The organism is uncultured Brevundimonas sp., assembly GCF_963974615.1.
Lineage (GTDB): Bacteria > Pseudomonadota > Alphaproteobacteria > Caulobacterales > Caulobacteraceae > Brevundimonas.
The window spans coordinates 107,624-122,983 of record NZ_CAXBDH010000005.1; the positions used below are offsets into that span (position 1 = coordinate 107,624).

The 15,360-nt window shown below is 64.3% G+C and carries 22 protein-coding genes; 10 read left to right on the forward strand and 12 right to left on the reverse strand.

Translation table 11 applies throughout. From position 1 onward, the window contains the following. Positions 1-34: 34 nt before the first annotated feature. Positions 35-883 (reverse strand): 3-hydroxybutyrate dehydrogenase, encoded by an 849-nt coding sequence (locus tag AAC050_RS04730; RefSeq protein ID WP_339913906.1) that lies wholly within the window; start codon positions 881-883, stop codon positions 35-37. A gap of 69 nt (positions 884-952) precedes the next feature. Next, a complete protein-coding gene (gene yaaA / locus AAC050_RS04735) occupies positions 953-1,729 on the reverse strand; it encodes a peroxide stress protein YaaA (protein ID WP_339913907.1) in 777 nt (258 codons plus the stop codon). A 139-nt stretch (positions 1,730-1,868) separates the two neighbouring features. Here yaaA and AAC050_RS04740 point away from each other — a divergent pair, with 139 nt between their 5' ends. Both AAC050_RS04740 and AAC050_RS04745 read left to right on the forward strand, forming a co-directional pair. Then, entirely contained in the window at positions 1,869-2,087 is a 219-nt protein-coding gene (locus AAC050_RS04740; RefSeq protein WP_339913908.1) for a hypothetical protein, read from the forward strand. A gap of 49 nt (positions 2,088-2,136) precedes the next feature. Beyond that, on the forward strand, positions 2,137-2,460 hold the full coding sequence (locus tag AAC050_RS04745; RefSeq protein ID WP_339913909.1) for a hypothetical protein: 324 nt from the start codon (positions 2,137-2,139) through the stop codon (positions 2,458-2,460). A 30-nt stretch (positions 2,461-2,490) separates the two neighbouring features. Here AAC050_RS04745 and AAC050_RS04750 read toward each other — a convergent pair whose 3' ends face one another. Both AAC050_RS04750 and AAC050_RS04755 read right to left on the reverse strand, forming a co-directional pair. Next, entirely contained in the window at positions 2,491-2,853 is a 363-nt protein-coding gene (locus AAC050_RS04750; RefSeq protein WP_339913910.1) for a VOC family protein, read from the reverse strand. A 57-nt stretch (positions 2,854-2,910) separates the two neighbouring features. Next, complete coding sequence (locus AAC050_RS04755) at positions 2,911-4,317, reverse strand: FAD-binding oxidoreductase (protein ID WP_339913911.1); 1,407 nt, start codon at positions 4,315-4,317, stop codon at positions 2,911-2,913. A gap of 89 nt (positions 4,318-4,406) precedes the next feature. Here AAC050_RS04755 and AAC050_RS04760 point away from each other — a divergent pair, with 89 nt between their 5' ends. From AAC050_RS04760 to AAC050_RS04775, 4 genes are all read left to right on the forward strand, one after another. After that, positions 4,407-4,841 (forward strand): NUDIX hydrolase, encoded by a 435-nt coding sequence (locus AAC050_RS04760; protein ID WP_339913912.1) that lies wholly within the window; start codon positions 4,407-4,409, stop codon positions 4,839-4,841. A 115-nt stretch (positions 4,842-4,956) separates the two neighbouring features. Further along, complete coding sequence (locus tag AAC050_RS04765) at positions 4,957-5,718, forward strand: hypothetical protein (RefSeq protein WP_339913913.1); 762 nt, start codon at positions 4,957-4,959, stop codon at positions 5,716-5,718. Positions 5,719-5,914: 196 nt separating this feature from the next. Continuing rightward, entirely contained in the window at positions 5,915-6,946 is a 1,032-nt protein-coding gene (locus AAC050_RS04770) for an SPFH domain-containing protein (protein ID WP_339913914.1), read from the forward strand. A 3-nt stretch (positions 6,947-6,949) separates the two neighbouring features. Beyond that, positions 6,950-7,408, forward strand: a complete 459-nt coding sequence (locus tag AAC050_RS04775; protein WP_339913915.1) for an NfeD family protein — start codon at positions 6,950-6,952, stop codon at positions 7,406-7,408. Positions 7,409-7,559: 151 nt separating this feature from the next. Here AAC050_RS04775 and AAC050_RS04780 read toward each other — a convergent pair whose 3' ends face one another. Both AAC050_RS04780 and AAC050_RS04785 read right to left on the reverse strand, forming a co-directional pair. Further along, positions 7,560-7,952, reverse strand: a complete 393-nt coding sequence (locus tag AAC050_RS04780) for a nuclear transport factor 2 family protein (protein ID WP_339913916.1) — start codon at positions 7,950-7,952, stop codon at positions 7,560-7,562. A 62-nt stretch (positions 7,953-8,014) separates the two neighbouring features. After that, positions 8,015-8,893 carry an SDR family oxidoreductase gene (locus tag AAC050_RS04785; protein ID WP_339913917.1) on the reverse strand — a complete coding sequence of 293 codons (879 nt, stop codon included), beginning with the start codon at positions 8,891-8,893 and terminating at the stop codon, positions 8,015-8,017. Positions 8,894-9,222: 329 nt separating this feature from the next. On the opposite strand from AAC050_RS04785, the gene AAC050_RS04790 reads away from it, so the two are divergent. Beyond that, entirely contained in the window at positions 9,223-9,828 is a 606-nt protein-coding gene (locus tag AAC050_RS04790) for an ABATE domain-containing protein (protein ID WP_339913918.1), read from the forward strand. A 90-nt stretch (positions 9,829-9,918) separates the two neighbouring features. Here AAC050_RS04790 and AAC050_RS04795 read toward each other — a convergent pair whose 3' ends face one another. From AAC050_RS04795 to AAC050_RS04805, 3 genes are read right to left on the reverse strand one after another with little or no spacing between them, the layout of a single operon-like run. Next, complete coding sequence (locus AAC050_RS04795; RefSeq protein ID WP_339913979.1) at positions 9,919-10,347, reverse strand: helix-turn-helix domain-containing protein; 429 nt, start codon at positions 10,345-10,347, stop codon at positions 9,919-9,921. Next, positions 10,344-10,982 (reverse strand): hypothetical protein, encoded by a 639-nt coding sequence (locus AAC050_RS04800; RefSeq protein WP_339913919.1) that lies wholly within the window; start codon positions 10,980-10,982, stop codon positions 10,344-10,346. The genes AAC050_RS04795 and AAC050_RS04800 overlap by 4 nt, the downstream gene beginning before the upstream one ends. After that, on the reverse strand, positions 10,966-11,436 hold the full coding sequence (locus AAC050_RS04805) for a hypothetical protein (protein ID WP_339913920.1): 471 nt from the start codon (positions 11,434-11,436) through the stop codon (positions 10,966-10,968). The genes AAC050_RS04800 and AAC050_RS04805 overlap by 17 nt, the downstream gene beginning before the upstream one ends. 431 nt (positions 11,437-11,867) lie before the next feature. Here AAC050_RS04805 and AAC050_RS04810 point away from each other — a divergent pair, with 431 nt between their 5' ends. Beyond that, a complete protein-coding gene (locus tag AAC050_RS04810) occupies positions 11,868-12,071 on the forward strand; it encodes a hypothetical protein (protein ID WP_339913921.1) in 204 nt (67 codons plus the stop codon). A gap of 163 nt (positions 12,072-12,234) precedes the next feature. On the opposite strand, the gene AAC050_RS04815 is transcribed toward AAC050_RS04810, so the two are convergent. From AAC050_RS04815 to rnhA, 3 genes are all read right to left on the reverse strand, one after another. Beyond that, entirely contained in the window at positions 12,235-13,431 is a 1,197-nt protein-coding gene (locus AAC050_RS04815; protein ID WP_339913922.1) for a hypothetical protein, read from the reverse strand. Between the two features lies 1 nt (position 13,432). Then, positions 13,433-13,822, reverse strand: coding sequence for a hypothetical protein (locus tag AAC050_RS04820; RefSeq protein WP_339913923.1), 390 nt, complete (start codon positions 13,820-13,822; stop codon positions 13,433-13,435). Positions 13,823-14,160: 338 nt separating this feature from the next. Continuing rightward, complete coding sequence (gene rnhA, locus AAC050_RS04825; RefSeq protein ID WP_339913924.1) at positions 14,161-14,637, reverse strand: ribonuclease HI; 477 nt, start codon at positions 14,635-14,637, stop codon at positions 14,161-14,163. Positions 14,638-14,697: 60 nt separating this feature from the next. Here rnhA and AAC050_RS04830 point away from each other — a divergent pair, with 60 nt between their 5' ends. Together AAC050_RS04830 and AAC050_RS04835 are read left to right on the forward strand one after the other, a co-directional pair. Next, on the forward strand, positions 14,698-14,925 hold the full coding sequence (locus AAC050_RS04830; protein WP_339913925.1) for an AbrB/MazE/SpoVT family DNA-binding domain-containing protein: 228 nt from the start codon (positions 14,698-14,700) through the stop codon (positions 14,923-14,925). Next, on the forward strand, positions 14,922-15,317 hold the full coding sequence (locus AAC050_RS04835) for a type II toxin-antitoxin system death-on-curing family toxin (protein WP_339913926.1): 396 nt from the start codon (positions 14,922-14,924) through the stop codon (positions 15,315-15,317). The genes AAC050_RS04830 and AAC050_RS04835 overlap by 4 nt, the downstream gene beginning before the upstream one ends. The last annotated feature ends 43 nt before the right edge of the window (positions 15,318-15,360 follow it).

Genomic DNA, 15,360 nt, shown 5'->3' on the forward strand with positions numbered 1-15,360 from the left:
ATGGGGAGGGGGACCGCGAAGCGGTGGAGGGGCTCTACTGCGCCGTCCAGCCGCCGTCGATCGAGAAGCTGGCCCCGTTGGCCGAGGCTCCCAGATCGCTGACCAGATACAGGAATATCCCGGCCAGTTCGTCGGTGGTGACGAACCGCTTGGTCGGCTGCGAGCCGAGGATGATGTCCTTGAGGACGGCCTCTTTCGACATGCCACGGGTGCGGGCCTGATCGGCGATCTGCTTCTCGACGATCGGGGTTTCGACGAAGCCGGGGCAGATGGCGTTGCAGGTGATATTGTCCTGGGCCAGTTCCAGCGCGACGGTCTTGGTGAAGCCGAGGACCCCGTGTTTGGCCGCGACATAGGCCGATTTGAACGGGCTGGCGACGAGGCCGTGGGCGCTGGCGATATTGACGATGCGGCCGCGGCCCTGGGCCTTCATGATCGGGATCGCCGCCCGCGTCGCATAGAAGGTCGACGACAGGTTGATGGCGATGATCTGTTCCCATTTGTCGGCCGGGAAATCCTCGACCGCCTCGACGTGCTGGACCCCGGCGTTGTTGACGAGGATGTCGAGACGACCCAGCTCATGGGCGGCGAAGGCGACCATGTCGGCGACTTCGTCGCCCTTGCGCATGTCGGCGGCATGATAGCGGACGCGGACACCGCAGGCGGCCTCCAGCTCGGCGCGGGTGCTTTCGATTTCGGCCGGGTCGCCGAGGCCGTTCAGCACCACATTACCGCCGCGCGCGGCCACCGACCGGGCCAGGGCCAGGCCGATCCCCGAGGTTGAGCCCGAGATCACCGCCACCTGGCCCTTGAGGTCGCCGATATCGCGAAAAGGTGCCTGTGCGGCGTCGGAGCCGTCGCCGCGTTTGGGCCACTGAAACATGGAGGTGTCGTCCGTCTTGTCTTGAGAAGTCAGCCTAGCCCTTCGCAGGCGCGAAGGCGACAGGTCGGACTAAGAATTTCCCGATCGGATGAATATCCAGTCGGTGTCCGTTGAGGCGGCCTTGTCGAAGCGATAGCCGTCGCGGTCGAAGGCCTTCAGATCGGCGCTACGGTCGATCCGCTCGTCGATGGCGAAACGAGCCATGCCGCCCCGCGCCTTCTTGGCAAAGAAGGAGATGATCCGGCTCTCGCCGTCCTTTTCCTCGCGGAAATGGGGGGTGATGACCGGCAGTTTCAGCGCCTTGGCGTCGACGGCTCCGAAATATTCCTGGCTGGCCAGATTGATCAGGACCGGGTCGGCCTGGCCCTCGGCGTCGGCATTCAGCTGTTTCGACAGCCGGTCGCCCCAGAAGTCGTAGAGGCTGCCGCCGCGCCGGGTCTTAAGCCGGGTGCCCATCTCGAGCCGGTAGGGCTGGATCCGGTCCAGCGGGCGCAGCAGGCCGTACAGACCCGACAGGATGCGCAGCCGGTCCTGGGCCCAGGCCAGGGCGGTGGCGTCGAGCTCACGCGCGGCCAGCCCCTCATAGGTGTCGCCGGCGAAGGCCAGGGCGGCCTGGACCCCCAGATCGGCGGCAGGCTCGGGGTCGAAGGCCTGGAAGCGTTCGCGGTTCAGATCGGCCAGCTTGTCCGAGATCGACATCAGCCGGCGCAGGTCAGCCCGGGTCAGGCGACGGGTGGTCTTCGACAGGGTGGCCGTGTCCTCGGCGAACCGCGGAGCCGTCGCGGGCAGGGCGGGATCGGCGTCGGCGAAATCCAGCCGCTTGGCCGGGGACAGGACGATCAGCAAGGCGAAGACTCCGTGCGGCGAGGGCCGTCACATAGGCGGGTTTGATGACGAATTGAACTGGGGGTGCGACGTCGTTGCGCCGGAACGCCCCGGGACGGGGCGGGTTGATCCTGTATCCCCACAGCAAGGAGCGCGTTCCATGACCAAGGGCAAAGAGACCCCGACAGAGACCCAGAAGGACCTGGCAGAGAAGGCGATGGCCCTGAAGGCCAGGGCCCCTGAACCGACTCATCCCGATTCCGGACGGACGGCGGACGACGGCATGACCGCCACGCCGCGCGCCGGCATTGCCCCCTCGGGGGCGTTCGGCGCGGAGGGGCAGCGCCCCGTGCTGGAACGCTCACGCAAGGTCCGCTGACCCGGTCCCGCGACGACAGATCAACCTTCCCCAGAGCGACGGAGACATCATGCAAATCCAGATCAATACGGCGAACAATATCGACGGCCGCGAAGCCTTGGTGACCGCAGTCGAGGCCGATGTCCGCGCCGGCCTGTCGCGCTTCGGTGACCGGCTGACCCGGCTCGAGGTTCATATCGGTGACGAGGCCACCGGTCACAGTGGACCCGCCGATACCCGCTGCATGATGGAGGCCCGCCCCCAGGGGCAGGAGCCACTGACCGTCACCGATCACGCCGCCACCCCCGACAAGGCCGTCAGCGGGGCCTTGCGCAAGATGACCACCGCGCTGGACCGGGAATTCGGCAAGCAGGACGCGCGTGCCGGGCGTTGAAGCTGGGGGGCTGAGCCAGACCCGAAAATGTTACGTCGATTCAGCGTGCTCAAGGATGTTGATCAGGCGGTTGAACGGGTCGCGAACGTAGAAGCGTCGCACGCCCCAAGGTTCCTGGTGTGGTCCGTATTCGATGGCTAGGCCGGCCACCCTGGCGCGTTGAAGCACGGTGTCGAGATCGTCCACCTCGATCGACAGATCCGGAACCGGCGTACCGGAACCGCCTTCACTGGCGAAGCTGACTTGGGGCATCGTCAGGAGTTGCGGTGCGCCAAAGGTCACGATCCAGCCGTGATCCATGACGGGGTCGAGGCCAAGTATATCACCGTAGAAGGCGCGCGCGGCTTCAGGGTCCGGCGCAGCGATATTGGCGACGATGCGCTTTACGACCATTTCGTTCTCCGTCTCTAGACCTGCTGGTACGCTCGATGTCCGGATCGGGTTCCGGCTCTAGAACAGCACCGCCGGGTTCATGATCCGCTGCGGATCGATGGCCCGGCGGATGGCCTGCATGGTGGCGATCTCCAGCGGCGACTTGTAGCGCCGGGCCTCATCGGTCTTTAGCCGGCCGAGGCCGTGTTCCGCGCTGATCGAACCGTCGTAGCGCGCGACGATGTCGTGGACGATCTGCGAGCCTTCGGCCCAGCGGGCGATGAAGGCGGCGTGGTCGCCACCCTTGGGGCACATCACATCATAGTGGAGGTTGCCGTCGCCGACGTGGCCAAAGGCGCTGACCCGGGCCCCGGGGTGGAAGCGTTCGACCGCGGCCGTGGCTTCTTCCAGAAACTCGGCGATGCGCGACACGGGCACGGAGACGTCGTGCTTCCAGCCGCCACCCTCGGGCTTCTGGGCCGCGGACTGTTCTTCGCGCACCTTCCAGAAGGCGACGCGCTGGGCGTCGTTCTGGGCCAGGGCGGCGTCGATGATCAGGCCGGTCTCGAAGGCGTGGGTCAGCAGCCGCTCCATCGCCGCATCGGCCGCACCCGGCTCGCCTGACACGAGTTCGATCAGCACGGACCAGGGCGGGGCGGACTCCAGCGGGTCGCGGGTGTCGGGGATATTGGCCAGCACGAGGTCCATGCCGATCCGCTTCATCAGCTCGAAAGCCTCGACCCCGCCGCCGGTCTCGGCCTTGGCCCGGGCCAGCAGGTCGATGGCGGCGGCCGGATTGTCGAGCCCGACCACGGCCGTGGCCCGGCTGCGCATCACCGGGAACAGCTTCAATGTGGCGGCGGTGACCACCCCCAGCGTGCCCTCGGCCCCGATCAACAGCTGTTTCAGGTCATAGCCGGTGTTGTCCTTGCGCAGCCGTTTCAGGCCGTTGAACACCTGACCGTCGGGCATCACCGCCTCGATGCCCAGCACCAGATCGCGCATCACGCCGTAACGCAGCACCGCCGTGCCGCCGGCATTGGTCGAGATGACCCCGCCGATGGTGGCCGTGCCCTCGGCGGCGAGGCTGAGCGGAAACATGCGGTCGACGGCAGCGGCGGCTTGACGCGCCTCCAGCAAGGTCACGCCCGCCTCGACCGTCATCGCGTCATCCAGCGGCGTGACGTCACGCACCGTGCGCAGCCTGCGGGTCGACAGCAGCACCTCGCCGAACGGAATCTGGCCACCGACCAGACCGGTGTCGCCACCCTGGGGCACGACGGCGACGCCGTGTTCGGCACAGACAGCCACGGCGCGGGCGACCTCGGCCGTCGAGCGCGGCATCAGCATCAGCGGCGTGTGACCGTTCCAGCGACCGCGCCATTCGCTTAGCCACGGCGTGATCTCGGACGGATCGTCGGTCCAGCCGCCGTCACCGAGGGCGGACTTCAGGGCAGCGAGCGCGGCGGGCGAGGGGGAGGCCATGCGTCTGTTGTGCCAAGGCCCGGCGGCTTGCGCCAGTCCGGACCGTGATCAAGGCGACAGGGCCGGGGATGACGGGCTAGAGGAGAGGGATGACATCCACCTTGCCTCCCCCCGTGCCCGCCGTCGGCGTTGTCTGCCTGCGCGGCGAGCAGGTGCTGCTGATCCGGCGTGGTACGCCGCCGATGGTGGGCAGCTGGAGCCTGCCGGGCGGGCGGGTCGAGCCGGGCGAGCGGGTCATGGACGCGGCCCTGCGCGAACTGCGCGAGGAAACCGGGGTTACGGCCGAGCTCACCGGCCTGATCGATGTGGTCGACGGCATCTTTCCCGACTCCGGCCGCCACTATGTACTGATCGATTATGCGGCGCGCTGGCTCTCGGGCGAGCCGGTGGCCGGGGATGACGCGCTGGAAGCGCGGTTCGTGCCCTTGGCGGATGTCGACCGCCTGGTCAGCTGGTCCGAGACCCGGCGGGTCATCGCCGAGGCGGTCCGGCGGGCGGGCGGCAATTCCAGCCCGGGACGTTGAGCGGCCTCATCGGGCTTGCGTAACAGGCCTGTTGAGCAGGGATCATAGCGAGTAGAGGTTGGGCTTGGGCCTCGAAAGCCGGCGCGTAAAACGAACGGAATCCCCAGTGAAAAGCATGCTGAACAAGGTTCCGGCCGTCACGGTCATCTTCTGGCTTATCAAAACGCTTGCGACGACGGTTGGCGAAACCGCTGCCGACTATCTCAACATGACCCTGAAGATGGGTCTGCTGGCCACGTCCGGCCTGATGGCCGTGCTGTTGGTCGTGGCGCTCGTTATCCAGCTGTGGACGCGTCGTTATATCCCTGCCGTGTACTGGCTTGTCGTGGTCCTGATCAGTGTGGTCGGCACCCTGATATCCGACAATCTCGTTGATAATCTTGGCGTAAGCCTGGGGGTGTCCTCGGCGCTATTCGCCGCAGCGCTCGCGGTGGTTTTCGGGATTTGGTACGTTGTCGAGCGAACCCTGTCGGTGCACACGATCACGACGACACGGCGTGAGCTGTTCTATTGGGCTGCGATCCTGTTCACGTTCTCGCTCGGCACGTCGGCCGGCGATCTCATCGGTGAGCAACTGGGTCTGGGCTACGCCTGGTCTGTCGTCCTGTTCCTGGCGCTGATCGCCATGGTCTACGCCGCCTGGCGTTTCCTGAAGATAGACGCCGTCCTGGCGTTCTGGGCGGCCTACATCCTGACCCGCCCGTTGGGAGCCTCGACCGGAGACCTTCTGTCCCAGTCGCGGCATGATGGAGGGCTCGCGTTGGGTTCGACGTGGACGAGCGTTATCTTCCTGGTGGTCATCATCATCATGGTCGTGCTTGAAACCCGACGGCAGGCCCGTGGCGAAGCGAACGGCCCCTCGGGACTGACGCAGTAGGCCCGGAGGGCACCGCCTGCGACTCGTCGGAAAACCATAACGGGTTGGCATCACCCCGGCGCGTGACGCGAGGAAACTCGAGCCGGTGCCAAGGGAGTCGGCCCACTTCATTACGGCGATGTCATCTTTGTCCGATCCGGTTTCGGTAGCGTGGCCGTCGCCCGGGGGATACCCTTGGTCGCAACTGGAGGACGACATGAGTTATTTCGCTATCGCCTTGGTGGTTCTGGCCATTGTACTGCTGTTCAGCGTGGTCAAGATCGTGCCGCAAGGCCGTGAATTCACAATCGAACGCTTCGGACGCTACACCCGCACCCTGAAGCCCGGCATCACCTTTCTGGCCCCGTTTATCGAGCGCACGGGCCGGCGCATGAACATGATGGAGCAGGTCCTGGACGTGCCCCAGCAGGAGGTCATCACCAAGGACAACGCCATGGTGAAGGTCGACGCCATTGTCTTCATCCAGGTGATGGATGCGGCCGCTGCCGCCTATCGGGTCGAGAACCTGCCCTATGCCATCACCCAGCTGTGCTCGACCAACCTGCGGACCGTGGTCGGTTCGATGGACCTGGATGAGGTGCTGTTCCAGCGCGACAACATCAATTCGCGCCTGCTGACGGTTATAGACGCCGCCACAGAGCCGTGGGGCGTCAAGGTCAACCGCATCGAGATCAAGGACCTGACCCCGCCGGTCGACATCACCAACGCCATGGCGCGGCAGATGAAGGCCGAGCGCGAGCGCCGTGCTGTCATCACCGAGGCCGAGGGCGAGAAACAGGCCGCCATCGCCCGCGCCGAGGGGGCCAAGCAATCGGCCATCCTGCAGGCCGAGGGCCGCAAGGAAGCTGCCTCGCGCGACGCCGAGGCGCGTGAGCGTCTGGCCCAGGCCGAGGCCAAGGCGACGGAGATGGTGTCCAACGCCATCGCCGCCGGTGACGTCAACGCCATCAACTATTTCGTCGCCCAGAAATACGTCGAGGCCTTCGGCGAACTGGCCCGCAACACGACGGCCAAGACGGTCATCGTTCCGGCCGAAATGGGGGCGCTGGTCGGCTCCATCGCCGGGATCGGCGAACTGGTCGGTCTGGCCCGTGGTCAGCAGGCGTCCCAGTCCCAGGGGCGTCGCGAGGCTGCCCCGGCCCCGGCTCCGGCCACCCCCCGGTCGGCCCCGCCGGCCCAGCCCCGCGCCCCGCGCCGCCCCGGCGGTTCGGTGCCGTCAACGGAGTAGGTCATGACCCCGATCATCGATCTGTATGTGGCCCAGCCGTTCTGGATCTGGCTGGGCCTCGGCGTCCTGTTGCTGGCGGTCGAGTCGGCCTTCTCGACCGAATGGCTGTTGTGGCCCGCCGTCTCGGCCGGCGTTGTGGCCGTGCTGACGGCGCTGGGTCTGCGGCTCGGCTTCGGCGTTGAACTGGGCATATTCGCCGCCCTGACCGTGGCCTCGACCCTGCTGTCGCGGCGCCTGATCCAGCGCGTCAATCCGACCGATTCGCCGGACATCAATGACCGCGACCTGCGTCTGGTCGGGCTCAAGGCCCAGGTGGTCGAGGCCTTCGTCGGCGGCCGCGGCCGGGTCTTCATCTCGGGATCAGAATGGCCGGCCCTGATCGAAGGCAGCCAGCCCCTCGCCGGCGAAACCGTCATCGTCGAATCAGTGGCGGGCCCGATGCTGAAGGTGCGGGGGGTCTAGGGCGCGTCCCGACAACCTTCGACTTCAAGCGGACCCTGGCCGCTTTCGTACCGACGTCGTGGTCGGCCGCCTTGCTCGAGAACAGCAGGGGCGCGGGGCTTTCAATCGGGCGCACCCGAATTGTCGGCTCCACGCACCGGGCCCATTGCGATCAGACCCTTGTCGCCGCCTGGACGAGGGCGGTGTCAGTGTACTGGACGAAGCGGTTGATGCGTCCGTCGGCGACGCGCCAAAGATGGGCAAACCGCGCGTCGAGTATCCGCCCCGTCGTGCGGTTGGTGCCGCCGTAGGTACCGAAGGCCACCACTTCGCCTCCTTCGCTGACGAACGATTCCGCGCGCGCCGAAAAATCGTCCCAGTCGCGGGCGAGAGGCACGAACAGGCCGTCGACGATGGCCTGGGGACTGCGCCACGTGCCGGCATGGTAGGGAAATCCCTCGGCCTCGGTCCATTCGAGCGGAGTATCGAGCAGCGCGATGACAGCGGCGACATCGCCGCGACCGAGCGCAACATAAAAGGCTTTGACTGTATCCAGCGGTGACATGGCATTCTCCTGGGTCAGGGGGGGCAGGCGGCAAGGCCGCCGATCTGGAGGAGGCCCGTCGTCTACGCCGTCTGGCGTCCGGCGAGGGCCGCGAGCGCACCGAGTCCCAGACCGTCGACGACCTGGCGCTGGACGGGGGCGACGGCGATATTGACCGCGTCAGACCCGAAAGCCTGGCCGACCACGACGCGGTCGGGGCGTCGTCCCCTGGGCGCGGCGACCAGCCTGGCTATGGCCTCGGCGACGTCGTGCGGGTTGGGCGCGTCGGCGGCGGCGAACATCCCCATGAAGGTTTCAAACATCTTGCCCGGGATGGCACCGATTTCGCCATAGGCCGTGCCGCGTGCAGGGTCGACGGGCTGCTGGATCGCCGCATACATGTTGGTCGGATAGGCGCTGGGTTGAACCAGCACGACATCGACGCCGAGTTGGGACAGCTCATAGCGATAACTGTCGGAGAGCGCCTCGAGCGCGAATTTCGACGCGCCATAGAGACCGAAGAAGGGGAAGGTCACGCGGCCGAGGATCGAGCCGATGTTGACGACGAGGCCATCGCCCTGTTCGCGCAGTGTTGGCAGCACCGCGCGCAGCACGCGCTGGACGCCGAAGACATTGACCTCGAACAGGTCACGCAGCTGTTCGGGCGTAAAGCTTTCCGACACGCCCGCCGAGGCGATGCCGGCATTATTGATCACCACATCAAGCCTGCCCTCCGATTTGGTGAGCAGTGTGGCGACCGCGGTGTTGACGCTGGCATCGCTCGTGACGTCGAGCTCGATGGTCTCGATTCCTCTGGCACGCAGTTCGCCGGCGACCGCACGGTTGCGGCCGGCGAGGTCGCGAACACCCGCGAAGACCTTGTGTCCGGCAGTGGCGAGCGTTTCGGCGGTGTCCCGGCCAAAGCCGCTCGACGCGCCGGTGATGAGGATGGTTTTGATCATGGGCTGTTTCCTTCGAAAGAGGCTGAGGAGATTCATCGGGAATTATCCTTGTGCCCCGCGGGTCGTGTCCGACCGTTTCCGCCTGCGGCCCGAAGGGGACATTCTTGCCCCGGACCCCGAACAGAGCCGTCGACGGAGGCGGCAGGGGGATGTGTGGTCATGAGAATCCCGAGGCAGGGTGGGTTTGTAACTAATTAAGCATCAAATAATAGGTTACATAATATGTAACTTGTCAACCGGCATTTATCTGGTTATTTACACGCATGCCGACCTTTCCTCCTCCCGGCCGTGCCGCTTTCGGGCCGGCCGCAAACAGTCGACCGCCGCCGATGCAGGTCGGCGATCATCTCGCTCTCGATTTTCTGAACACGACCGCTGCTCCACGGGGTGCGATGATCGAGTGGATTGGAACCGGCCCTGACTTTCTGGACTGGCTGGTGGGTACCGGAACGCTTGACCGGAACGACGCCACGCGCATTGCGACGGAGTGGCCACCCGCGGACCTGGACAGGGTGGCGGAGGAAGCCATCGAATTTCGCGAATGGTTCCGGGGTGTCGTCGCGCGTACCAGCGCTGGCGAGCCCAATGTGCCTGGGGTCAAGGACGTGGAACGACTCAACAGTGTGCTCGCGCGTGATGCGGTCTTCCAGTGGATCGAGCCGGTGGACGAGGGCGGGCACTTGCGCCTTTTCACCGGGCGGCGTTGGCGCGATCCGGGCGAGTTGCTCGCGCCCGTCGCAGCGGCCATGGCTGACCTTCTCTGCGAGGGGGACTTCCGTCTGGTCCGCCAGTGCGAAAATCCACCCTGCACTTTATGGTTCTATGACCGCACCAGGGGTCACCGTCGGCGCTGGTGCAGCCCGGCGGTCTGCGGCAACCGCGCCAAGGTCGCGGCTCACAGGGCGCGCGTGAAGCTGACACGTTCAGGGATGTGAGGGCGTTCCACCCGGGTCAAAGGTCGGGTTCCGTCGTCCCGGTGTCGGGGCCTCTGCAAGCATCACCGGGACCAGGCCTTTCTGACCCCGTTACCGCTGAAACCTTGCCCTGATTTCCTCCGTGAACCCGTCACGATCGGTCTTGATGCGGTTCAGGACATTTTTGTTTGTCTGTGTCGCAGGGTCGTATTTCGCGCTCCAGCGGATCATCTCCAGGACGACCGGTACCAGATCACAGCCCTTGGCGGTCAGGGTGTAATTGATCTTCCGGTGGTTCCCGGGGTCGCGGGCACGGGTGATGATGCCTTCCGCCTCAAGTGTACGCAGCCGGTCAGCCAGGACATTGGTGGCGATACCTTCGCGGCCGCCGAGAAACTCGCCATAGGTCGTGAAGCCTCTGAGCGCCATGTCGCGAATGACGATGAGGCTCCACCGGTCACCGAACGTGTCGAGGGCGAAAGCGACCGGACAACCGGTGTCGCGCTTCTTGTCGGGCTTGGCCCGGCATTTCCTCTTCAGCCAAGTTCCTGGTTCCGGATCCGGTTCAGAAGTTGGGGGTCTTGCCGGGTAAGTTCTCGTTCCGCATTCGGATCGACCGCAAACACCGGTTCGCCCCTGTTTATCCGAAGGCTCAGGCGATACCAGGTCTCCAGAACACGCCGTTGATGCTCCGGCCGTTTGCAGTTGTTCATGTAGCGAATTCGTCGAATTGCGAAGTAGTTGGCCAGCACACGATCGACGCTGGGATCGCCCTCTTCGAGCAACTTAAGTGTGTTGTGGCTGCATTTGGCAGTTATCCGATGGTCCAGCCGGATGATCACCGAACGTCCGTTTCGACCGTGTTGTGGAGCCAGAACGATGGTGTCGTTATAGGCGTTCTGACCCTCCGCATCGCCGATAGTGACACGTGCCGTGGTCGCGGCAGTTGGAATAGGTACCGAAAACTGGAACCGCCCAGTGTCATTGGCAGTGAAGATGCGTTGGGACCCACCATCGTCATAGATCACAGTCTCCGGTATTTTTTTACCGGGATTATTGAACACCTTGACGATTACCTGGAATTGAGGCGGCGTCTGAGCATGAGTATTCGTTGCGAGGCCGCACGCGATTACGGCTGCAATCAGACCGAGATGATATCTAATCATCGCCGTCATCCGTATCTGCTGCACGAAGTCCCAAGAGTACGCCGACGACTGTCGCCAGGGCAACAATCGCCCCACCCAGAAAACGATCTTTAAGGATACCGAAGGCTTCTGCGCTGTCGACTCCCGGCGACGCGCGAAACCACATGGCCTCCGCGGCTAACGGGTCGCTCAGTCCGTACCAGAGGATTACGGCAGCCAGCACCCCGGTCACGGACACTGCAATAGCTGTGTAGGCCCAACGCCGGTTCGTCCGTGACCACAGTGTCGCGACCGTGAGGCCCGCAATCAGCGGCGTCATGAGAGCAGAAGATTGGCCATATGGACCATCGTCGGTCATCAACATCAGGAGCAGCTTGCCCGGGCCCGTCTCACCGGTAAGGGTGCCGAACAATGCCGGCCCGGCGGCCGCCACGAGAGGGGCCACGTAGAGGCCGAGCAGTCCGATCAGGATGTAGATGGCCACGCGTATCTGATTGGCGGTCATGCCCGCGGAGGACTGGCGTGGGGTTCTAACAGCTCGCACCATGGTGTGTTTCCACTTCAAGGTCGCTCTCTCGCCCGAGAGCCGGGGTAAGCTCTGGTATCAATGGCGGCACAGGTGTGTTGGTGGCGGCCACTCGCCATCAGGGGGCCGGGAGGTTCGGCTGAGGCACGTCGTTACTGCGTCGCTACCGGCGATATTGAGGCCGCAGTCGGTCCGGAACCGTTTCGCCTCGACTGGAACCTCATCTGTCATGTCTGACTCAATCTGAAACCTTCGACATGGCCCCTTCGCGTCGGAGCCAATTGCATATCAAGGTTGTGGGAGAGTCAAATTTACAGGTACGACGTTCGTCGAACTACGGTTCGATCGATGTGGCGACATACCTTGTCTCCTGGAGGGCGGGAGGCGGGATGGATCCGATCCGTTCCAAATGTCACCGGTTTCCCGACGGCGCTTCACCGGGCGGTCGGCTGTATGTTCACATCAAGCTCGGCATCCGGGACGTCGAGGCGTTGATGTTGCCGCGCCAGATCGAAGGCAGCCAGCTCCTGGCCGGCGAGACCGTTATCGTCGAATCAGTGGCGGGCCCGATGCTGAAGGTGCGGGGGATCTAGGCTCTGAACCCGCACAGTTGGCGGGAGTGACGGCTGATTGAGCCGTTGCTGCCGCGCAAACCGCAAGGGGTGGGAAGAGTGTACGACCGTTAGGTCATCAACGGCATTTCCTGTGTGCTGCGAACGGGATCGTCGTGGTCCGGATCACGGCGGGCACGGGCTTTTACTGCGTCAGCACTGTTACGCCCAAGCCTGAGATTCGGCTGATGGGAATATAGTATAGCCGTGAACCACCTTGGCATTGTCCGTTGACGTCGCCTCGCGATGTTATGCCATGCGCCTGATTGCCAAGGAAAATTGGGCCACCGCTGTCGCCACACTGGGCGATGTTGCCCGATGTGCCGCCGAGCTCGACAATCGGGCCAATGATATTTCCAGCGGCATCCGTGCCGCGGTAACTGTTGTTGGTGACGAGGATGCAGGCGTATCCGGTTGATCTGCCATACTTGCACATGGTCGAACCGTTCGCGGGGAGGGCCGTCGCGGTCGAGGTGACGGCACGATCGCCTTGCCCATCATAGAAGAGATTGGTGCCGGAATGACCGGTGCCTGCCGCCCACATGAAATCCCGCGTTGAATCCCACAGAGCATTACGGGTGGTTAGGGATGCCCCCTGAGTCGTGACGGTGGTGCCCGTCCAGCTTCCGCCGGGCTGAAGCTGGACGCAATGTCCTGCTTGGCTAACTCCGGTGATGCCACTGCCGCTGACTCCAAAGGCCGTCGTGCACCCGCCCGATGTTCCGTCGAATCGGAGGTTGGTCGAGGTCTGCCCGCCCTTAATGGCCACCGTAGCCAGTGGAAATTGGGTTTCTCGCTGCAATCTGATCAGTCGACTGAGCTCCAGTGTCTCGACCAGGGGAGCGACCCGCGTGGGGTTTCGGACCAAGCCGATCACGGCACCTTCTCGGACGTCTATGCGAATACCCGTATCCTGCTGCAAAGTGGCGAAGAGAGTGAGGAGGCTTTCTTGCGCCGCTTCGAGCTGCGACAGCGGGACCAGAGCTGTTTCTGCCTGCACCACAGCTAATAAGGAAGGATCGGTTACAAGCGCCGAAACCTTGGCGGATGGGTTGGCCGTGAACTTCACGACGACGCGGTAAGATGATGGCGAGGCGTCGATATAGAGTCCGCCAAATGTTGGATCGGATTTGAGTCTGGCTTCAAGTTCTGCGACTTGGGCTTGGAGCTCCAGACGCCGATTGACCTCTTCGGTCGAAAGTCCTTGGGCCGTAGCGATCGCCGCGACATCCTTGGCGAGGTCGGGGCTCGACTCTTGGGCGCGGGTGGTGCCCGCGCCCACCATTGCTATCGTCGCGAGAACGACAACCGTCGTCCGGCGGATATGATGGGGACGTCGCATGTCAAACCTTTCGAACGCCGAGTCTGTTGACGAGGAAGGCGTTCATCGCTCGGCACCCCTGTGGAATGGTCACGCCGTGAATTGTGCTGACGCTTGGGGGGGGAGAGCCGGTCCCGCCGAGTTCGAGATCGTCGCCGATCATGACGCGGCGACCGTTGCTGTCGGTCAGGACCACCTCCTCGCCGCTGACCGAGAGCGTCGTTTCCGGAGGCCATATGATGAGCCAGCGCTCACCACGGCTGGAGAGATACAGGCAGCCTTCCGGCGAAAGGGCCAGAGTCCCACGCATTGTGCTTCCGACAGAGGGTGCCAGATCGTTGTCGCCTTGGCGGAGGAACACGGGGTGTGGATTTTGCGCAGTGCGTCTCGCCATCGACGTTGTCTCGCTCATCGTGTTTCCCGATGTTGGCACCGGTGCAGCGCAACCCATGACGACAAGGCTTCCGACAATCGCACCAATCCAGGGTTCATGCCGTGTCATTGCGCAGGTCCTCATTCATGCTCGGTTTTCGAGCGGCATGAGGCCGCCCGTGCAACGACGTAACTCTCCTTAAGCGAGAAAGTTGCAATGGTTCACGCAACCCAAGTGAAGGCTCTAGGTGAGGGCCCTCAAGCAAGCACTATTCGAACATTACGGCTTTGACTCAGCGCCAAGGACCAAGGGTTCAGTCCTCGTGCAGGCTTGGGTTAAAGGGTCGCGCCGTCGTCCTGCTCGTCTCTACGCGACGGTCACTCGGGCTTATGAGTCTGAAGCCTACCCCGCTTCGCTGCCAGCACCTCGTCGACGCCGCGGTTGGCCAGGGCGTCGGCGCGGTCGTTCAGTTCGTGGCCCGAGTGGCCCTTGACCCAGCGCCAGTGGACATTGTGCCGCGCGCGGGCGGTGTCGAGCCGCTTCCACAGGTCCTCGTTCTTGACCGGCTTCTTGTCCGCCGTCTTCCAGCCGCGTGCCTTCCAGCCGTGGATCCACTGGTCGATGCCCTGCATCACATATTTGCTGTCGGTGTGCAGCTCGACCTTGCAGGGGCACGACAGGGCCTCCAGCGCCATGATGGCGGCGGTCAGTTCCATGCGGTTGTTGGTGGTCAGGGCCTCGCCGCCCCACAGGGTCTTCTCGTGGCCCTGGCCGGTCTGCAGGATCGCGCCCCAGCCGCCGGGGCCTGGATTGCCCTTGCAGGCACCGTCGGTGTGGATGATCACGTGAGACAAGCGGGAACTCGCATTTCGTTATAACGAATGTTATATAGAGCGTTGGAAACGAGGCCAGCCATGATTGCGCTCAAGATTACCCAGGTCGGAAATTCCGTCGGCGTCGTCCTGCCGAAGGAAGCCCTGACCGAACTCGGCGCGGGCAAGGGCGACACCCTGTATCTGACCCGGGCCCCGGACGGCTCCATGCGGGTCACGGCCTATGATGACAAGGTCCAGCAGCAGATCGCGCTGGGCGAACGGTTGATGGATGCGCATCGCGACGTGTTCCGCGCCCTGGCCAAATGAGCCCGCCCGAGCCTGTCTGGCTCGAGAAGGACGCGCTGATTGCCCTGCACGACCGCACGTTGGCCCTGCATGGCGGCCCGGCTGGTATTCGTGATGAGGGCTTGCTGGACTCGGCCCTGCAGCGCCCGATGCATCGTCGCCTCTACGACAACGAGACCAGTCTGGCTGTGCTGGCCGCGACCTATGCGGTGGGCGTGGCGTCGAATCACCCGTTCGTCGACGGCAACAAGCGCGCGGCCTGGCAGGCGTTGATCCTGTTCCTGGCCCTGAACGGCGCGCCGCTCGAGCCGGACCCGGTGGAGGCGATCCGGACCATGCAGGCCGTCGCGGCCGGAGAGATCGACATTGACGCGCTCGCCGCGTGGGTTCGAGCCAACAGCGCGGCGACCTGACGCGGCATTCTCTTGGCGTGGCGCCATCAGGTGGCCTATATGG

Coding starts and splice junctions, on each gene's coding strand:
- AAC050_RS04730 (WP_339913906.1), bottom strand. CDS start 883: ATGTTTCAGTGGCCCAAACGCGGCGACGGCTCCGACGCCGCACAGGCA.
- AAC050_RS04740 (WP_339913908.1), top strand. CDS start 1,869: ATGACCAAGGGCAAAGAGACCCCGACAGAGACCCAGAAGGACCTGGCA.
- AAC050_RS04745 (WP_339913909.1), top strand. CDS start 2,137: ATGCAAATCCAGATCAATACGGCGAACAATATCGACGGCCGCGAAGCC.
- AAC050_RS04750 (WP_339913910.1), bottom strand. CDS start 2,853: ATGGTCGTAAAGCGCATCGTCGCCAATATCGCTGCGCCGGACCCTGAA.
- AAC050_RS04755 (WP_339913911.1), bottom strand. CDS start 4,317: ATGGCCTCCCCCTCGCCCGCCGCGCTCGCTGCCCTGAAGTCCGCCCTC.
- AAC050_RS04760 (WP_339913912.1), top strand. CDS start 4,407: ATGACATCCACCTTGCCTCCCCCCGTGCCCGCCGTCGGCGTTGTCTGC.
- AAC050_RS04765 (WP_339913913.1), top strand. CDS start 4,957: ATGCTGAACAAGGTTCCGGCCGTCACGGTCATCTTCTGGCTTATCAAA.
- AAC050_RS04770 (WP_339913914.1), top strand. CDS start 5,915: ATGAGTTATTTCGCTATCGCCTTGGTGGTTCTGGCCATTGTACTGCTG.
- AAC050_RS04775 (WP_339913915.1), top strand. CDS start 6,950: ATGACCCCGATCATCGATCTGTATGTGGCCCAGCCGTTCTGGATCTGG.
- AAC050_RS04780 (WP_339913916.1), bottom strand. CDS start 7,952: ATGTCACCGCTGGATACAGTCAAAGCCTTTTATGTTGCGCTCGGTCGC.
- AAC050_RS04785 (WP_339913917.1), bottom strand. CDS start 8,893: ATGATCAAAACCATCCTCATCACCGGCGCGTCGAGCGGCTTTGGCCGG.
- AAC050_RS04790 (WP_339913918.1), top strand. CDS start 9,223: ATGCAGGTCGGCGATCATCTCGCTCTCGATTTTCTGAACACGACCGCT.
- AAC050_RS04800 (WP_339913919.1), bottom strand. CDS start 10,982: ATGACGGCGATGATTAGATATCATCTCGGTCTGATTGCAGCCGTAATC.
- AAC050_RS04810 (WP_339913921.1), top strand. CDS start 11,868: ATGGATCCGATCCGTTCCAAATGTCACCGGTTTCCCGACGGCGCTTCA.
- AAC050_RS04815 (WP_339913922.1), bottom strand. CDS start 13,431: ATGCGACGTCCCCATCATATCCGCCGGACGACGGTTGTCGTTCTCGCG.
- AAC050_RS04820 (WP_339913923.1), bottom strand. CDS start 13,822: ATGAGCGAGACAACGTCGATGGCGAGACGCACTGCGCAAAATCCACAC.
- AAC050_RS04830 (WP_339913925.1), top strand. CDS start 14,698: ATGATTGCGCTCAAGATTACCCAGGTCGGAAATTCCGTCGGCGTCGTC.
- AAC050_RS04835 (WP_339913926.1), top strand. CDS start 14,922: ATGAGCCCGCCCGAGCCTGTCTGGCTCGAGAAGGACGCGCTGATTGCC.